The organism is Streptomyces klenkii (assembly GCF_003626645.1).
In the GTDB taxonomy this organism is placed as follows: Bacteria; Actinomycetota; Actinomycetes; order Streptomycetales; family Streptomycetaceae; genus Streptomyces; species Streptomyces klenkii.
In genome coordinates, this window is record NZ_RBAM01000001.1 from 887,048 (window position 1) to 902,341 (window position 15,294).

General features: G+C 71.8%; 13 protein-coding genes. 10 read left to right on the forward strand and 3 right to left on the reverse strand.

Going from position 1 to position 15,294, the window contains the following annotated elements; all coding sequences use genetic code 11:
- Positions 1-171: 171 nt before the first annotated feature.
- On the reverse strand, positions 172-1,074 hold the full coding sequence (locus tag D7231_RS03205; RefSeq protein WP_120753330.1) for an SDR family oxidoreductase: 903 nt from the start codon (positions 1,072-1,074) through the stop codon (positions 172-174).
- Positions 1,075-1,204: 130 nt separating this feature from the next.
- Here D7231_RS03205 and D7231_RS03210 point away from each other — a divergent pair, with 130 nt between their 5' ends.
- On the forward strand, positions 1,205-1,543 hold the full coding sequence (locus D7231_RS03210; protein ID WP_143170528.1) for a transposase: 339 nt from the start codon (positions 1,205-1,207) through the stop codon (positions 1,541-1,543).
- A 613-nt stretch (positions 1,544-2,156) separates the two neighbouring features.
- On the opposite strand, the gene D7231_RS03220 is transcribed toward D7231_RS03210, so the two are convergent.
- Positions 2,157-2,909, reverse strand: coding sequence for a helix-turn-helix transcriptional regulator (locus D7231_RS03220; RefSeq protein WP_120753332.1), 753 nt, complete (start codon positions 2,907-2,909; stop codon positions 2,157-2,159).
- A gap of 752 nt (positions 2,910-3,661) precedes the next feature.
- Between D7231_RS03220 and D7231_RS03230 the strand changes: the two genes are divergently transcribed.
- Positions 3,662-4,627: a Rieske 2Fe-2S domain-containing protein gene (locus D7231_RS03230; protein WP_120753333.1), complete on the forward strand. Its 966-nt coding sequence runs from the start codon at positions 3,662-3,664 to the stop codon at positions 4,625-4,627.
- Between the two features lie 182 nt (positions 4,628-4,809).
- Entirely contained in the window at positions 4,810-6,144 is a 1,335-nt protein-coding gene (locus D7231_RS03235; RefSeq protein ID WP_120753334.1) for a wax ester/triacylglycerol synthase family O-acyltransferase, read from the forward strand.
- A 156-nt stretch (positions 6,145-6,300) separates the two neighbouring features.
- Here the strand turns inward: D7231_RS03235 and D7231_RS03240 are convergent, their stop codons facing one another.
- Entirely contained in the window at positions 6,301-7,656 is a 1,356-nt protein-coding gene (locus D7231_RS03240) for an NsdA family TPR-like regulatory protein (protein ID WP_120753335.1), read from the reverse strand.
- 149 nt (positions 7,657-7,805) lie between these two features.
- Here D7231_RS03240 and D7231_RS03245 point away from each other — a divergent pair, with 149 nt between their 5' ends.
- The 7 genes from D7231_RS03245 to D7231_RS03275 all read left to right on the forward strand — a co-directional run bounded on the left by D7231_RS03245 (position 7,806) and on the right by D7231_RS03275 (position 15,159).
- A complete protein-coding gene (locus tag D7231_RS03245; protein ID WP_120753336.1) occupies positions 7,806-8,729 on the forward strand; it encodes an ACP S-malonyltransferase in 924 nt (307 codons plus the stop codon).
- A 56-nt stretch (positions 8,730-8,785) separates the two neighbouring features.
- Positions 8,786-10,585, forward strand: a complete 1,800-nt coding sequence (locus D7231_RS03250; RefSeq protein WP_158673716.1) for an acyl-CoA dehydrogenase family protein — start codon at positions 8,786-8,788, stop codon at positions 10,583-10,585.
- A gap of 62 nt (positions 10,586-10,647) precedes the next feature.
- Positions 10,648-11,718: a 3-oxoacyl-ACP synthase III family protein gene (locus tag D7231_RS03255; protein WP_120753338.1), complete on the forward strand. Its 1,071-nt coding sequence runs from the start codon at positions 10,648-10,650 to the stop codon at positions 11,716-11,718.
- Complete coding sequence (locus D7231_RS03260) at positions 11,715-12,599, forward strand: SDR family NAD(P)-dependent oxidoreductase (RefSeq protein WP_120753339.1); 885 nt, start codon at positions 11,715-11,717, stop codon at positions 12,597-12,599. The genes D7231_RS03255 and D7231_RS03260 overlap by 4 nt, the downstream gene beginning before the upstream one ends.
- A 7-nt stretch (positions 12,600-12,606) precedes the next feature.
- Positions 12,607-13,683: a beta-ketoacyl-ACP synthase III gene (locus D7231_RS03265; protein ID WP_120753340.1), complete on the forward strand. Its 1,077-nt coding sequence runs from the start codon at positions 12,607-12,609 to the stop codon at positions 13,681-13,683.
- Positions 13,680-13,937, forward strand: a complete 258-nt coding sequence (locus D7231_RS03270; protein WP_120753341.1) for an acyl carrier protein — start codon at positions 13,680-13,682, stop codon at positions 13,935-13,937. Before D7231_RS03265 ends, D7231_RS03270 begins: the two co-directional genes overlap by 4 nt.
- Complete coding sequence (locus D7231_RS03275; RefSeq protein ID WP_120753342.1) at positions 13,930-15,159, forward strand: beta-ketoacyl-[acyl-carrier-protein] synthase family protein; 1,230 nt, start codon at positions 13,930-13,932, stop codon at positions 15,157-15,159. Before D7231_RS03270 ends, D7231_RS03275 begins: the two co-directional genes overlap by 8 nt.
- Positions 15,160-15,294 lie beyond the last annotated feature (135 nt).

A 15,294-nucleotide genomic window follows, 5' to 3' on the forward strand; every position in this document is an offset into this window, starting at 1 on the left:
GAGGGGTCGTCAGGCACGTACGGCATATTCGTGACGTACGGCCCACCCCCCAACTTCATTGGCCGGGTCGCCCGGGCGTCTCAGCCCCGGGCGACCCGACCAGTGTCGAATGCGGGTGCGGGCCGTCAGCCCGGGAACCTGCGATGCCGGGAACGAGGAGAAGGCGTCGGGTCAGCCCGTGACGGTACCAGCCGGGTCCTTCGCCTGCCGCACGGGATCATTCGAGAGGTTGGATGCGTGATCTGCGGCCCACTGTGCCAGCGTGCGGCCCGGCTTGCCCAGGACTTGTTCGACGTCGAGCCGGACCTCGGGTGGCTCTTGCGCATACTCGGCCTGGTAGCCCAGCAGGTATTCGGCGATGTCCCACGGCATCCCGGCCGTGATGTATGCGGCGCGGGCCTGGCCGTACGTCACCGGCTCGAAGCTCAGCGGTCTGCCCAGGCCCTGGGCGATCGCCGCGGCCTGCTCCCGGTGCGTGAGCTGCTGTGGCCCGCTCAGCGAGTACGCGTGCCCGGCGTGGCCGTCTGAAAGGAGCGCGGCGGCGGCCACTTCGGCGATGTCCGCCTCATGGACGGGGACACCGAGCGCGTCGGGGAAGGCGCTGCGCACCATGTTCTCCGCGCGGATCGATGCGCCCCACAGGTCCAGTTTGTTGCTGGCGAACTCGCCCGGCCGGATGTGCGTCCATTCCAGACCTGAGGCTTCGATGACCTCCTCGACGTCGCGCAGCATTTCGTAGCTGCCCGGCCGCCGTACGGTGACGGCGAGGCCGGAGAGGTCGACGATGCGCCTGGCCCCCGCGCCCGTGGCGAGCTCTACGAAGGCGCGGGCCTGCTGTATCGCATGTTGCGGGTCGAGTGCTCCGGACATGTAGTAGACGCCATCCACTCCGTCGAGTGCCGTCGCGGCTCCTGTGAGGTCGGTGAGGTTGCCTGCTACCACCTCGACGGCATCGGGAAGTTGAGCGTTTGCCGGGTTCCTGGTCAGAGCCCGCACTCGCTGTCCGGCCCCGAGCAGCCGGTCGACCAGGACTCGGCCGGTCTTTCCCGTCGCGCCCGTTACGAGAATGGTCATGGGTTCCCTTTCGTAGTGGGTGCCGAACCCGTCGGCGGGCGGCCGACGATAGGCCCGTATGGCTCTTGTGCGCACATCTCATTTGGCGGATCAGCAGGGCGGCCCGTCACGGGCGCGTACGATCACGGGAATGGAGGCACTCGCTCAGCGCCTGGTCCCCGACGAGATGTGGGCGGCGACTCGTCCGCTCCTGCCCGCCCTGCCGCTGCGGCCCCAGGGCGGTGGCAGGGCCGCGGCTGACGCACGCAGGGTCATGGTCGCCGTCGTCTACGTGGTCACCAGCGGCTGTGCGTGGCAGCAACTGCCCTCCTCGTTCGGGGTCAGCGTGCCTACGGCCCACCGCTGGTTCACCCGCTGGAGCGGTGCGAATCTGTGGCAGAACCTGAGCGAGGCGACGTCCCATGCCCCGGCGCTTGCCGCCTGGACCAGGACGATCCACGAGTGTGCAGCACGCCGCGTCTACCGCTGAGGAACTCACCAAACGAGACATGGCGCCGACTTTCGGCGCCCGTCACGGGCGGACCGGCTTGCAGTACCTACGCGCCGGCACCACATGTCCCCGCGTCGCACCAGTCGGGTGCCCGTTCAGCGGTTCGACGGCACTGAGGTCGCTGCCGGTGCGGGATGAGTGCCGCTCTCCGCCACCTCGTCACCACTACCTACGCCGCACCCGGCGGTAGCGCCGTCTCGGGCAGAGGTGCTGGCTCGTCCCGGCCGAACGGGAGCCCAGGAAGCGCTAGCTTCCGCGGCCTGGACAACGATGTACACGACCCCGTGATCGTCACCGCTTCCCAGCGACCCGCGCTTGCAAGCTCACCCCCGGGCAGAGGGCCGCAGACCGAGTCCTCGCTATAGGACGCGCACCGGTCGAACATGGCTTCGCCCGCCTCGAGAACTGACGGGCCCTCACCAAACTCCGCACCGACCGCGCCCTTCCTGACAAACCTCGAAGTCAACCGCCGAGAGGACCTGTGTCTGAACCTGTAATGCCTGGTCAGTGGCGCAATAACGATCTTCCCGCGATAAAGCCGTTCGGATGTCCGTCACAGTGGGTTCCCGGGTCGCTGGGAAGAACTTCCCATTCAGGGTGCCAGGCCCGATTGCTTTGCCAGGAGTACGGTGGACACCCGGTTGTTGGTGCCGAGTTTCCTGTAGACCTTCTCCAGGTGACGGTTGACTGTATGCGGGGAGATCAGCAGACGGCGGGCGATGCCCTGGGTCGTCAGGCCCTCCGCCAGCAGTCCCAGCACGGTCAGCTCGCGCGGCGTCAGGTCGTGTGCGACGGGAGCCGGGGGCGGTGCAGCGGCGCGGAGCCGGTGGAGCTCGCGGGCCTGGCTGTCGGCTGTCAGGAGCAGGGGCTGAATGCGAGTCGCCAGGGCGAGATCGTGCTCGGTGAACTCGCCCTCCCGCCCCAGGATGAGGGAGCGCAATGCCCGTGGGTCGCCGGGGGCGGGCAGGCCGAGCTGCTCCCCGCCCCCGGTCTCCCGGGCTGCGTCGTACCACGGGGAATGCCGCCATCTTTCGCTGATGCGGCTCAGGATCACCGGGTTCGTACCGCCGGACGCCATGTGGAGGGCCAAGGGGTGCTGGACCGGCGTGCGGTAGCGCTCGGTGAGCTCCAAAGCGATAGGGCCGTGGGATTCCGGCGCCCAGACTTCCGTCCGCAGGATGCGCTCAGCGGTGTACAGGCCGGAGAACGTCACCCCGGTGCAGTCGAAGACTTCCCGCACGTGCTCGGTGATCAGGGGCCATGTCGACTCCGGGTCGGGGTTCCCGAGGACCGCCATCACGAGGTCCAGCATGTGCTCATAGTCCCGTACGCGAAGCTGCGCCATGAGAGGAAAGTCTGCGAGGTACCTCCTTGAGGGCACAAGGCCGGCCCTGCGCCCGAGGCAGGGCCGGCGCTCTCTACGCGGTCCAGTGGAGTCCGAGTTCGGCGAGTGTTTTGCGCTTATCGGTGGTGAATTTGGTGCACCGGGTTTTGGCGTTGGAGATCCGGACGCCCAGCTCACCTCCGTGCCGTCTTCCAGCGTCTCGACGTGGCCCGGGGGCAGCGGCACGACACCGAGCGACCGCGAGCCCGGACCATCGGTCCGGGCTCGTTCGCATCCCCACCGGGATCAGATGAGCTTCCTGTTCAGCGTTCGGGGCGGGCAGGACTTCGTTGACGAGCGCCGCCGGCCGGGATGGTGATGGGCCAAGTGGCCCCTGGCCGTCCAGTTCTGCGCAGGGTCCGCGTCGATGGCGCCTACTGCATGACGCGGACGCTCCATACGGGGCGGCCCCTGCCCCGCACAGCCGGTACGACCGGGCCCCCGGAGACGAACTGCGCCCCAGGGGAAGGGCCCTAGAAGTACGCAGGCAGCCGGTACAGCTCAGGCGAGCGGCGGTGCGTAAGGACGGTGACACGCATCATGCTGTGCCCGCTGCTGGTGAGAGGGTCAGAAACTGTGCCGCAACTCCTCGATTTGGTCTTCCGAGGTGGCCGGGGGTCAGCCGTCGCCATGCTGCGAAACTGCTCCCGCGCACCACCAGGCGGGCCCCGTGCGCCGCTGATGCTGCGTGTTCACCTCCGTACGATGCACGGATGAGGCTGCGCCCGCGCTTCCGACCGAGGGCCTACGACCGCGCCCTGGAGACCACGCAGAGCACCGCCCGCCCGGACGGCACCGCCTACCCCACCGGCTGGTACGTGGCCCGGTTCTCCCGGCACCTCAAACGGGGACAGGTCGTCGCGGTCACCTTCATGTCCCGTCACTACGCCCTCTTTCGCACTCGCGGCGGGCGTGTCGGCATGGTCGAGAGCCAGTGCTGCCACCTGGGCGCTGACTTGAGCCGGTGCGGCCACGTCGCCGGCGAGCACCTGGTGTGCGGCTTCCACGCCTGGGCCTTCGACCGATCCGGACGCTGCACGGACATCCCTGGCCAGGACCGGATCCCCGCACGGGCCGGGCAACGCTCCCTGCCGGTGATGGAACAAGCGGGCAACATCTGGTTCTGGCACGGCGAGGGCCCGCCGCACCCCCTGGACACGGCGGCCTTCGCGGACGACCGGCGCCGGTACGTCACCCTCCCCGGGCAGGTGTCCGTCTTCCACGTGGACCTGCTCTCGGTCGCCGAGCACGTGGCCGATCTCGCCCACTGGCCCTACAGTCACCAGGCACGCGAGCTGATGGAGTACGTCCCCGTGCGCGACGAAGGCCCGCACTTCGAGTTCCGCATCCAGCCGGCCGCCGCCCGCGCCTCCCGCAGGATGCAGCGCTTCTTCCGCCCCTACGCGCTGGTCACCATGGCCGGCCCCGCGGCAACGGTCTTCCGGGCCCCGACCGGCCCGGACATCGACCGTGACCGCCCCGCCTTCGCCGCGATCCTCGGCGCGAGCCCCGTCAGGAACGGCGTCACCTTCAGCACTTGGCGCGTCGCGGTCCGCAAACTCGGCCCCGACCTCCCCCTGTGGCCGCTCAACCGACTGCTCGCCGCCCTGGTCTGGCTCGTCGCAGGGCCGGACGCCGTGTGCTGCGGGAGACGGTGGGCGGGCAACTGGAGGGGCTGAAAATCAGCGGGCGTAGGCGTGTTCTTAACGTTGCGTGACGTGGTCACTCTTGACGGTAGTCGGCTGTCGGCGGTTGACTTCAGTTCGCTTACGTTCAGCAGCGCAGTCCCGGGCACCTGGCCCGGTCGACGCGCGAGCGCACCCCCTTCCCCTGTGACCCCGGAGACCCCGTGACTTGTGAAGTGGCTCCTGAACTGCTTACTCCGCTCGACCTTGCTTTCTGGAACATCGAGTCTTCCGGGTATCCCTTGCACATGGGTGGGCTCTTCGTCTTCGACGCCGACACCCCGAACGCCGCGCGGCGTGCCGCCGGGCTGCTCGTGGCCCGCGCTGCCCGCATACCGGGACTGAACACCCGTATCCGCCCCGTCCTGTTCCCCTTCGGCTCCGCTGCCCGCCGCGTGGCCCCTGACTACGATCCGTCGGACCACGTGCACCTTGCAGAGCCGGTGCGGGACTTCCACGCAGCCGCCGGGGTTCTGATGCAGCAGCCGTTGGAGCGGGGGCGGCCGCCGTGGGCGGCGCATGTGCTGCCCGGCGCGGAGGGCATGTCCTTCGCCGTCCTGTTCACCTTCCATCACGCCCACGCGGACGGTATGCGTGCGGCGTCGTACGTCCTGTCGCTCCTGGACCCCGCAGCCACCGACGCAGCACCCGCCCCGGCCGGTGCGCCCCGGCGGCGTGCGGCGGACTCCGCTCTGCGCCTGCCTGATCCGCGTAAGCTGCCCGGCCTGGTGCGCGGTGCCGTCACCGATGCCGGGCGGGCCGTGTCGATCAGTTCCGCGATGGCTCGCGCCGCCTGGGGCGTGCGTTCCTCGCCCGCCCTGACCTCTCGTGCCACCGGTGCTCGCCGCGCCGATGGTGCGGTCGTCGGCCTGCGCGAGGTGAACCGTATCCGCGAGGCCACGGGCGGCACCGTCAACGACATCCTCCTCGCTGTGGTTGCGGGGGGTCTGAGGCGGTGGCTCGACAAGCGTGGTGACGGCAGCGACGGTGTGCAGCCACGCGCTCTCGTCCCTGTGTCGCTGCGCGACCCGGGTGACGCGAGCGCCTCGGGCAACCGGCTCTCCGGATACTTGACCCGCCTCCCCGTCGACGAGGCCGAGCCCCTCGCCCGCCTGCGCACCGTGCGCGAGGCCATGGAACGCAACAAGCAGGTCGGCCCCGCCGACGGCCCGGGCGCCGCGGCGCTGCTCGCCGACGCCATTCCGCCCCTCGGCTACCGCTTCGGCGGCGGCCTGATCGCCCGTTCGGGCCGCCTCTTCTACGACCTGCTCATCTCCAGCGTCCCGCTGCGTGGTGCCGATGGCCTGAGGCTTGCGGGCAGTCCCGTCCGCGAGGCCTACCCTCTCGCCCCGCTCGCGCCCGGGCAGTCCCTGGCCGTGGGGATCACCACGTACGAGGACCGTGTTTGTTACGGCCTGCTCGCCGACGCCGTCGCCGTGCCCGACCTGGACGTGCTCGCCCGGTCGATCGGGGAGGAGGCCGCCGAACTGGTCGCATTCTGCGGGACCTGAACCCTTTCCTCTCCCGTCGCCGGCCGCCCCGCTCCTCCGGCCGGGGCGGCCGATTCGGCAAGGGGCTCGATTCCTCCGGCTTCCCTGACACGCCTCCTCGGCTGATGCCGGGGAGGCGTCGCGTCTAGCCGTGGCCGGGCCGAGGGACTGGGCGGTTCAGGCGATGGTGTCCCCTCCGCCGAGGTGCCGCGGGCGCAGGGCCCGGGCTCGTTCGTGGACCTCCGCGGCACTGCGGTTGGCCGTGTACGGGCGCAGGCGTGCCAGGAGGGTGTGGAGCCGGTCGGTGACGCGGGCGCTCCTGAGGTCCTCGGAGAGGTCCAGGAAGGACGTCCATGTCTCGCACGCGAGGTCGAGGTGTCCGATGTCGAGCTGTGCTTCGGCGAGGGTCGCGAGGCTGAGGGCGCGGCCGCGCCGTTCCTGGCGGGGGCGGTGGCGCAGTGAGGCCCGGAGCCCGGCGGCCTCTTGGCGGCTGTCTCCCCGTGCACGGGCCGCGTACGCCTGCTGCAGGGTCAGGGCGGCGAGGTGGAAGGAGCCGATCGGGGGCTGTCTCTCGGGCTCCGGCTCGTGGAGGTACGCCTCGGCCGTGGCGAAGTGCTCGTCCGAGGCGCGGTGTTCACCGACGCGGGCCCGGGTCAGTGCCAGGTGTCCGAGGAAGAAGGCGCGCTGGTGAGCAGACTCGCTCTGCGGAAGGCCGATTCGTACGGCACGGGCCGCGAGCAGGTCCGCGTCGGTGTCGTGCCCCAGGGACAGGGCCTGGACGCTGAGGCCTCTGGCTGCCATGGCGTATCCGGTGCGGTCGCCGGCGTGCCGTGCCAGTTCGGCGGCGGTGAGGTAGTACCGCTGCGCCGCCGCCTGCAGGTTGGCGTCGAAGTGGGTGAAGGCGCACAGGTAGGCCAGGTGTCCGGCGGTGGTCAGCAGCTCGCGCCGGAAGGAGGGGCGGAGATCCTGCTCCAGCCATGCCGAGACGTTCGTCGCGAGGTAGGCGCGCAGGGCGTGACGGGCGCTGTCGCCGCCGAACCACGCCTCGTGGCGGGAGAAGAGGTCGAGCATGGCGCGTGCGACAGCGAGGTCCGGGGGGCCGGGGGGCGGCGGTGCGGCAGTGCGGTTCCGGGACGGGTGCCATTGTTCCCACAGGGGGAGCATCGAGTCGGCCGGGGAGTGGACGACGTCGTCACAGGCCTCGCCTGGGGAGGCACCGAGCCGCCGCAACCGGTCGGCCGGGGTGTCCGCCCGCTCGTGGGCCGCTGCGCCCTCGTGGAGCGACAGCCCAGTCTCTGCCACGTCGACGCGCCGTCCCAGCCGGCGGGAGAAGGCTTCGGCGGCCAGCTGCGGGGCGGGTGGCCTGGGCCGGGTGCCGGCGAGCCAGTGACTGACCGTACTGCGGTCGTAGTTCAGGCTGCGGTGCTGCTCGCGGGCCAGGGCGTTGATCTCGCGGGCCAGTCGGGCGCCGCTCCAGCCGGCTTCGCGCAGCAGGGATCTCAGTGGCTGGTTGGGGGTGCGCCAGGTGCGCATCGTGGGCCCTCCTCGCTGCCGGCCCCTCCGCGTCCCTGCCGCCGTTTTCAACGTCGGCTCGGATTCAACAATCGTGAGGGGCGTACCGCGTCATGACGCCCGCATTATGGATACATGGGTGCACATCATGTAATTCAACTGGAGAAGGCATGGATCGGTCAATCCATTTGTTCCCAGGGCAAGGGGATTTCTCGGTCACGGCCCTCGCGGCATGTCTGGCCCGTGACGATGTTTTACGGCGCGCCGCCGCCGAGGTGTTCGCGGCAGTCGACGAGGGAGCCGCGGGCCGGGAGGTTCCCGTCCTGTCGTCCTGGCTGCTGGGGGACGCCCCGCCGAGCGGCCGGGAACTGGCCCGTGCGGCCACGGGAACTCCGCAACTCGCCCTGTACGGTGCCTCGCTCAGCGCGCACACGGCTCTCACCATCCGCTTCGGAGCGCCCTCGGCCGTCCTCGGCGTCAGCTTCGGGGAAATCGCCGCGCTCACCGCGGCAGGTGTGTGGTCCGTGGCCGATGGTGCGGCTGTCGCCTGCGACTTGGCGCACATCCTCGCCACGTGCCCCGGCGGCCTCACGCTGCTCGCCTGTGACGAGTCCACGGCGGTCGCGCTGATCGCGGCCGAGGACACGGCGGGTACGGCAGTGGCCTGTGTGAACGACGACACCGAAACCGTCGTCAGCGGCCCGCTCTCCGAACTGCTCCGGGTGGAGGAACGTGCCCGGCGGACCGGAACGGCCGCAACACGCCTGCGACTTCCCTTCAGCTCGCACCATCCGGCACTCGGAGCACAGGCCGAGCAGTTCGCACGAGTCGTACGGGAACGCCTGGGAGCGCCGCCCCGCCGCCCCGTCTATTCCGCGGTGGCAGGGCGGGCGTACGAGCCCCGGGACGACCTTGGCGCCCGGCTGGCGGACTGTCTCGTCCGCCCGGCCCGGCTGCCCGCGGTACTGCACCGCCTCACCGACGACGGCTTCACCACCTTCCGCGAAGCAGGCACCGGTAGCGCGCTCAGCCGCAGCGCGCGCCGGATCCTGCCCGCCGACCGGGCCACGGTGCCGGCCCCACCGGCCGGCTGAACACCACCGTCCGTCACATGACCACGCACCCGCCACTCCCACTGCGGAGAGTGCTCATGACCTCTCATACCCGCCCGGCCCCCGCGGCCGGCCCACTGGACCGGCTGCTCCACGGCGACTGCCCGCCGGACTTCCTCGACGCCCTGCACCGGGCCCTCGCACGGCACGGCTTCCAGGTCGCCACCGACCCCGGCGAACGCGAGGAATACCTCGACGGGCGGCTGCGCACCCTGCACCGCGCGCTGCCGCCCGCTCACCTGCTCCTGCGGGACACCGACCGGCTGGCGGCGGTGGTGGCATGGACGGCGGTCGCCGACCCCCGGCTGTGCATGAGTGTCATCACTCACACCGTCCTGTGCCTGGGGTCGGTGGTCCGCCTGGGCGCGGACGACCCGTCCGTGCGGAGCGCGGTCGAGGCGCTCACGAGCGCCGACGCGAGGGGAAGCTACCTGGTCACCGAAGCCGGCCGGGCCAACAGTCACCTCGCCACCCGCACCGAGGCCGTCTTCGACCCCCGCGACCGCTGCTTCGTCCTCAGCACCCCGGACTCCGCCGCCGCGAAGTTCGGCGCGGTCCCGGCGGGCCGCGGCCGGCGCCTGGCGGTCGTCCTCGCCCGGACGATCGCCGGCGAGCGCGATCACGGCGTGTTCCCGTTCCTGGCCGACCTCGCCGGTACGGAAGGCACCCTGCCCGGCGTCGACTTCTCCCCGCCCCTGGAGCTGAGCTCCCTGCCGCTCACCTTCCGGCTGGTGAGCTTCCACGGCGTGCGCGTGCCGTACGCGGCGTGGCTGCGGGACGGCGCGACCGTCGACGCCGGGGGAACCCTCCACGACCCGCTGGGTTCCCCCGAGGCGCGGCTGCGCCGTTCCCTGTGCGTCGGACAAGAACTGTGGGGCGCCCTGCCGTCCGCGGCCGCCGCCACCGCGCGACAGGCCACCGTTCTGGCTTTGCGCCACGCACGCGCACGCCTTACCCAGGGACACCTCGCGCCGGGAGCGCCGCTGTTCGCCTACCGCAGCCAGCAGCGCGCCCTCCTGGGAGCACTGGCCGACGCCTTCGCGCTGACCTGTGCCGCCGCTCGTGCCCGCGAACTCCTCGGCACCGCTTCGGAGGCCGGCGAGGGAAACGGTTCCCGGTCGCCGGGCACGGCCTTCGCCCCCTGGCCGGCGGTCAGCCTGCCGCTGTCCGCCTACAAGGCGTACACCGTGCGCGCGGCGGAGCATGTCGTCACCGAGTGCCGGCGCCGCAGCGGCTGGCCCGGTCTGCTCGACGTGAACCGGCTGCCGGGCTACCAGGGGTTCCACCAGGCATTCGAGCCGGCGGGCGGCGACAGCCGGCTCATCCTCTACGACATCGGCCGGAGCCTGGCCGACGCCGACCCCTCCGCACCCCGCCCGGCGCGAACCACGGATCCCGCGGATCCGAGCTGGTGGCCCTCCGTCCTCGGCGACCACGAGGACACGCTCGCCCGGCAGCTGCGCCGAGCCCGCGACCACCGCGCGCGGCGGCAGCACGACGACTTCGCCGTGTGGAACCCACTGCTCGACGCCGCCGGCGAACTGGGCGAGACGTACGCGGCCCGGCTGGCCGCCGAGGACGTCCACCGGGCCCTGGAGCACCTCGCCCCGGGCACCGACCCGCCCCTGCGAGAGGCGCTGGAAGCACTGGGCGTGCTGAGCGGCGTACGCGCGGCCCTGCGCCGGGCCGGCTCCCTGCTGACCGCACGGACCCTGCGGCCCCGGGACCTGGCCCCCCTGCCCGGACTCGTCGACAGCCTGTGCGACCGCGTGCTGCCACAACTGCCCGCACTGGAAGCCCGCTTCGGCTTCCCCGACGACATCGCGGGAGCCCCTTAGAGCACACCCGTCACCAGTGCACATCCCAACCCGTCCGCTCCTCTGGAAGGGAAGACCACGCCATGAGCCACCCCCCACCGTCCGGCGGGCACCCCATCGGCATCGTCGGCCTCGGCAGCTACCTGCCCATGAGGGTCCGCACCAACGAAGAGATCGGCGCCGCTCTCGGTGTGACGCCCGAATGGATCCTCGAGCGCACCGGCGTCCGCAAACGGCATATGGCCGCACCTGACGAGGCGGCTTCCGACCTCGCGGCGCCCGCTGTGAAATCCGCCGTCGCGGCCGCGGGCCTCGACATGAGGGACCTGAGCCTGCTGGTCTGCGCGACCTCCACACCGGACGAACTCGGCCCGTCCACCGCCTGCCGGATCCAGGCGCGGCTGCACGCCGGGCGCGCCGTCGCCCTGGACGTCTCCGCCGCCTGCTCCGGCTGGCTGTTCGCCGCCAAGGTCGCCCACGACTGGCTCCGTCAGGAGCGCCGGCCCGGCTACGCGGCCGTAGTGGGAGTCGAGGCCTACACGAAGTTCCTCGACCCCCGGGACCGGGGCACCTCCGTCCTCTTCGCCGACGGCGCCGCGGCCGCGGTGCTGGGCCCCGTCACTCCGCCCGGCGGCTTCACCGACTTCCGCCTCGGGTCCGACGGCTCCCTGGCCGACTGCGTCCTGATCCCCGGAGGCGGCAGCCGGATGCCCGCCGGCACCCGGACCCTCGAACAGGGCGGCCACTACATCCACATGGACGGCCGTGTCGTCAGCCGCTTCATCCAAGCCATGTTCCCCCGGCTCGTGCGAGAGGCCCTGACCCGCAACCGCCTCACCCTCGACGACATCGACTGCGTCATCACCCACCAGCCCAACCCGGTGCTGCTGCGCGGTCTGGGCCGGCAACTCGGGCTGGGCGAGGACCGGCTCGTCATCGTCGGCGACGAGGTGGGCAACATCGGCGCCGCCTGCATGCCCTACGCCCTGGCCGCCGCAGCCGCCCGCCGCGCCGTCGAGCCGGGCGACCGGGCCCTCGTCGTGGTCTTCGGAGCCGGCATGACCTGGGGCAGCGCCTTGCTGCACTGGACCGGTGCCTCCTCCATCCGCATCGCCCCCAGCGCTTCCCGGCTCATGGAGAGGACACCGGTATGAACACCCCCGCCCACCCCGACGCGACGGTGTCCTCCTTCCCCGGGCAGCTGGCCGCCTTCCGCCTCGACGGCGCGCGAGCCCTGGTGACGGGCGCTTCCCGGGGCATCGGCCGGGCCTGTGCCGAGGCTCTCGCGGACGCGGGCTGCGACCTGGCCGTCTCCGCCCGCACCACCGGCGCCCTCCACGACACCGCCGCTGCCGTGGAGCAGCGAGGCCGCAGGGCCGTCGTCATCCCGGCGGACCTGAGCACCCCGTACGCCGCCCGCGACCTGGCCGACGCGGCCGCCGAAGCCCTGGGCGGCCTGGACGTCGTGGTGCACAGCGCAGGCTCCCTGCCCACTGCCGACGGGACCACGCCCGTCCTGGTTCCCTTCCAGCACTCGGAGCAGAAGGACTGGGACCACGTCATCTCCCTGAACCTCAACGCCGGCGCCGAGCTGTGCCGTGCCACCCACCGGTACCTCGCCGCCTCGCCCCGCGCCTCCCTGATCCTCATGTCGTCCGTGGCGGGCCTCATGGCCACGCCGAGGATGGAGGCGTACGCCGCCTCCAAAGCCGGCCAGATCTCGCTGGCCCGCAGTCTCGCCGTGGCCTGGGCCCGCGAGGGAATCCGCGTCAACGCGGTCAGCCCGGGCTGGATCAGGACCACCATGACCCGGTTCGCCACCGGGACCGAACCCGTTTCCGACTGGCTGACGAGCCACGTGCCGCTGGGCCGCTGGGGCGAACCCGAGGAAGTGGCGCGCGCGGTCCTCTTCCTCGCCTCCCCGGCCGCCTCGCTGCTCACCGGCCACGTCCTCGTCCTGGACGGCGGCGTGAGCGTGCCGGACGGCGGCCTGGCAGGCCTCCCCAAGCCGGCCTCCCCCTTCGTGGATCAGTGACCGGGCCATGCGCTGGAACGATTCCACCGCCACGGTCGTCGGCATCGGCTCCTGCCTCCCCGACCGCGTGCTCGACAACGACGACGTCATCGCGCGCGGCAGCCTGGACACCAGCGGCACATGGATCCGGAGCCGCACGGGCATCGGCCGGAGGCGATACGTTCCGCCGGGCGTCAGCACCGGGGACCTGGCCGTGGCTGCGGGGGCCGCCGCCATGAGATCGGCCGGCACCGCACCGGACCTCGTGCTGCTGGCCACGACGACGCCGGACCACCACTGCCCGGCCACCGCACCTGCGGTCGCCCACCGGCTCGGTCTGGACGGGGTGCCCGCCTTCGACCTGAGCGCGGTGTGCTCGGGATTCGTCTACGGGCTCGTCACCGCCACCGCGCTGGTCCGTGCCGGAGCCTGCAACACGCCCCTGGTCATCGGGGCCGAGACGTACTCCGCCATCATCGATCCCCACGACCGGGAGACGGCTCCCCTCTTCGGTGACGGAGCCGGCGCCGTGGTCCTGAGGGCCGGTCCTCCCGGAGCCCCGGGTGCGGTCAGAGCCGCCGACCTGGGGAGCGACGGCAGCGGGGACCAGCTGATCGTGATCCCGGACGGAGGATCCCGCCACCCCCCGCTCTCGTGCACCGGACCGGCCGATCCGTACTTCCGCATGCGGGGCCGGGCCGTCTACGCACACGCCGTCCGCCGCATGACGGACAGCGCCCGGCGCGTGCTACAGGAAGCGGGCTGGCCCGCTTCGTCGGTCCGTGCCTTCATCGGTCACCAGGCCAACCAGCGCATCCTCGACTCGGTGGCCGACCGTCTCGGCATCGACGCCCGCCACCGTTACGGAAACATCGGCGAACTGGGCAACACGGCAGCGGCCTCCATCCCCCTCGTGCTGGCCGACGACCGGGTCCACGCTTCGCTGGAACCGGGCCGCCGAACCCTTCTCACCGCCTTCGGAGGCGGACTGACCTGGGCGTCCGCCGCCCTCACCTGGCCGGCCGCGGCTCCCTGTCACCGGCCCGCATCGCCTGGAACCGGCTCTTCCCCCGCCCACCTCCTCCACGATAGGAGCCCTTCATGAACACCATCCTTGAGCACATCACCACCGTCCTCACCGAGAAGTTCGAGGTCCCTGCCGATCGGATCACTCCCCGGACCATGCTCAAAGACCTCGACCTGGACTCCCTGGCACTCGTCGAGCTGCAAGTCACCCTGCAAGAGGACTGGAACATCCCCCTCGACGAGAGCACCGTCACCCCGGAGCTCACGCTCGGGGAACTCGCCGGCGTCGTCACTGCCCTGGCCGGTCCCGAACAGGAGTCCGGCCATGCCTGAGACGGCGGCCGTCACCGGCCTCGGCCTGGTCACCCCCGCCGGCATCGGCCTGGAGGCGACATGGCGCGCCGTGTGCCGGGGCGGTTCCACGGCCCGCCACCACCCCGAGCTCGAAGCGGCCCCCGTGTCGATAGCCTGCACGGTGCCCGGCTTCGACCCCCGCGTCCACGTCCCCGCTCCCCGCCCGTGGCGACTGGACCGCAGCACCCAGTTCCTCCTCACCGCCGCTCACGAGGCGATGGCGCACGCCGGGCTCTCCACGGAAGAGTGGGATCCGTCCCGGGTGGCGATCGTGATCGGCTCCGCCGCCGGGGGAGTGGCCACGCTGGAGAGCTCCCACTGCAAGCTGCTGGAGAGCGGGCCGGCGCTCCTGTCACCGCTCACGCTCACCGGCTTCCTGCCGAACATGGCAGCAGCGGCCCATCTCGCGCTCGGCCTCGGCGTGACCGGACCCACCCTGCACGTCTCCACGGCCTGTGCCTCGGGTGCCACTGCCCTCGGCACCGCCTGTCTGCTCCTGGCGTGCGGGGCTTGCGACATTGCCCTGGCCGGCGGCACCGACGCCATGGCCACACCGCTGTGCGCGGCGGCCTTCGCCAGGATGGGCGCTCTCTCCCGCCGCACCGGCGAACCCGAGGCCGCTTCACGTCCGTTCGACAAGGACCGTGACGGCTTCGTCCTCGGTGAGGGCGCCGGCGTGCTGGTCCTGGAACGCGCCGGCCACGCCCGGGCCCGGTCCGCGCCCCCGCTGGCGCTCGTCCTCGGCCACGCCGCCACGAGCGACGCCCACGACCCCGTGGCCCCCGACCCCCGGGGCCACGGCCTCCGGTCGGCGGTGCTCCAGGCCCTGCGTCAGGCGGACGCGACGCCCGGGGACGTCGGCCACATCAACGCCCATGGCACCGGCACCCTGCTCAATGACCGGGTGGAGGCCGGTGTGGTCCGCGACCTGTTTCCCGTGTCCGCACCGAGCGTCACCTCGGTCAAGGGCACGCTCGGGCACACGATGGGAGCCGCCGGGGCGATCGAGGCAGCACTCACCGTCCACACCCTGACCACCGGCCTGGTGCCTCCGACCGCCAACTTCCACGCACCGGACGGTGACACCGCCGGAATCGATCTCGTCACCGGCAGCCCCCGCCGGCAGCATCCGAAGCTGGCACTGAGCCACTCGCTCGGTTTCGGCGGGCACAACACGGTCGTTGTCCTCGGCGCGGCCTGAGAGGCAGGCAGGACGACGCCGGTGTCCGCACGCCGTGGAGCGCACGTTGCCTCGTCCCGCTTGCCTATGGGCCCGGCCGGCGGCTGTCCGTCACGACTCGGCGGTCAGCCGGGCGGACCTTGTGTGCAGGCGGGG

Excerpts from the sequence above, each read along its gene's own strand:
- D7231_RS03205 (WP_120753330.1), bottom strand. The coding sequence starts at position 1,074 with ATGACCATTCTCGTAACGGGCGCGACGGGAAAGACCGGCCGAGTCCTG.
- D7231_RS03210 (WP_143170528.1), top strand. The coding sequence starts at position 1,205 with ATGGAGGCACTCGCTCAGCGCCTGGTCCCCGACGAGATGTGGGCGGCG.
- D7231_RS03220 (WP_120753332.1), bottom strand. The coding sequence starts at position 2,909 with ATGGCGCAGCTTCGCGTACGGGACTATGAGCACATGCTGGACCTCGTG.
- D7231_RS03230 (WP_120753333.1), top strand. The coding sequence starts at position 3,662 with ATGAGGCTGCGCCCGCGCTTCCGACCGAGGGCCTACGACCGCGCCCTG.
- D7231_RS03240 (WP_120753335.1), bottom strand. The coding sequence starts at position 7,656 with ATGCGCACCTGGCGCACCCCCAACCAGCCACTGAGATCCCTGCTGCGC.
- D7231_RS03245 (WP_120753336.1), top strand. The coding sequence starts at position 7,806 with ATGGATCGGTCAATCCATTTGTTCCCAGGGCAAGGGGATTTCTCGGTC.
- D7231_RS03250 (WP_158673716.1), top strand. The coding sequence starts at position 8,786 with ATGACCTCTCATACCCGCCCGGCCCCCGCGGCCGGCCCACTGGACCGG.
- D7231_RS03255 (WP_120753338.1), top strand. The coding sequence starts at position 10,648 with ATGAGCCACCCCCCACCGTCCGGCGGGCACCCCATCGGCATCGTCGGC.
- D7231_RS03260 (WP_120753339.1), top strand. The coding sequence starts at position 11,715 with ATGAACACCCCCGCCCACCCCGACGCGACGGTGTCCTCCTTCCCCGGG.
- D7231_RS03265 (WP_120753340.1), top strand. The coding sequence starts at position 12,607 with ATGCGCTGGAACGATTCCACCGCCACGGTCGTCGGCATCGGCTCCTGC.
- D7231_RS03270 (WP_120753341.1), top strand. The coding sequence starts at position 13,680 with ATGAACACCATCCTTGAGCACATCACCACCGTCCTCACCGAGAAGTTC.
- D7231_RS03275 (WP_120753342.1), top strand. The coding sequence starts at position 13,930 with ATGCCTGAGACGGCGGCCGTCACCGGCCTCGGCCTGGTCACCCCCGCC.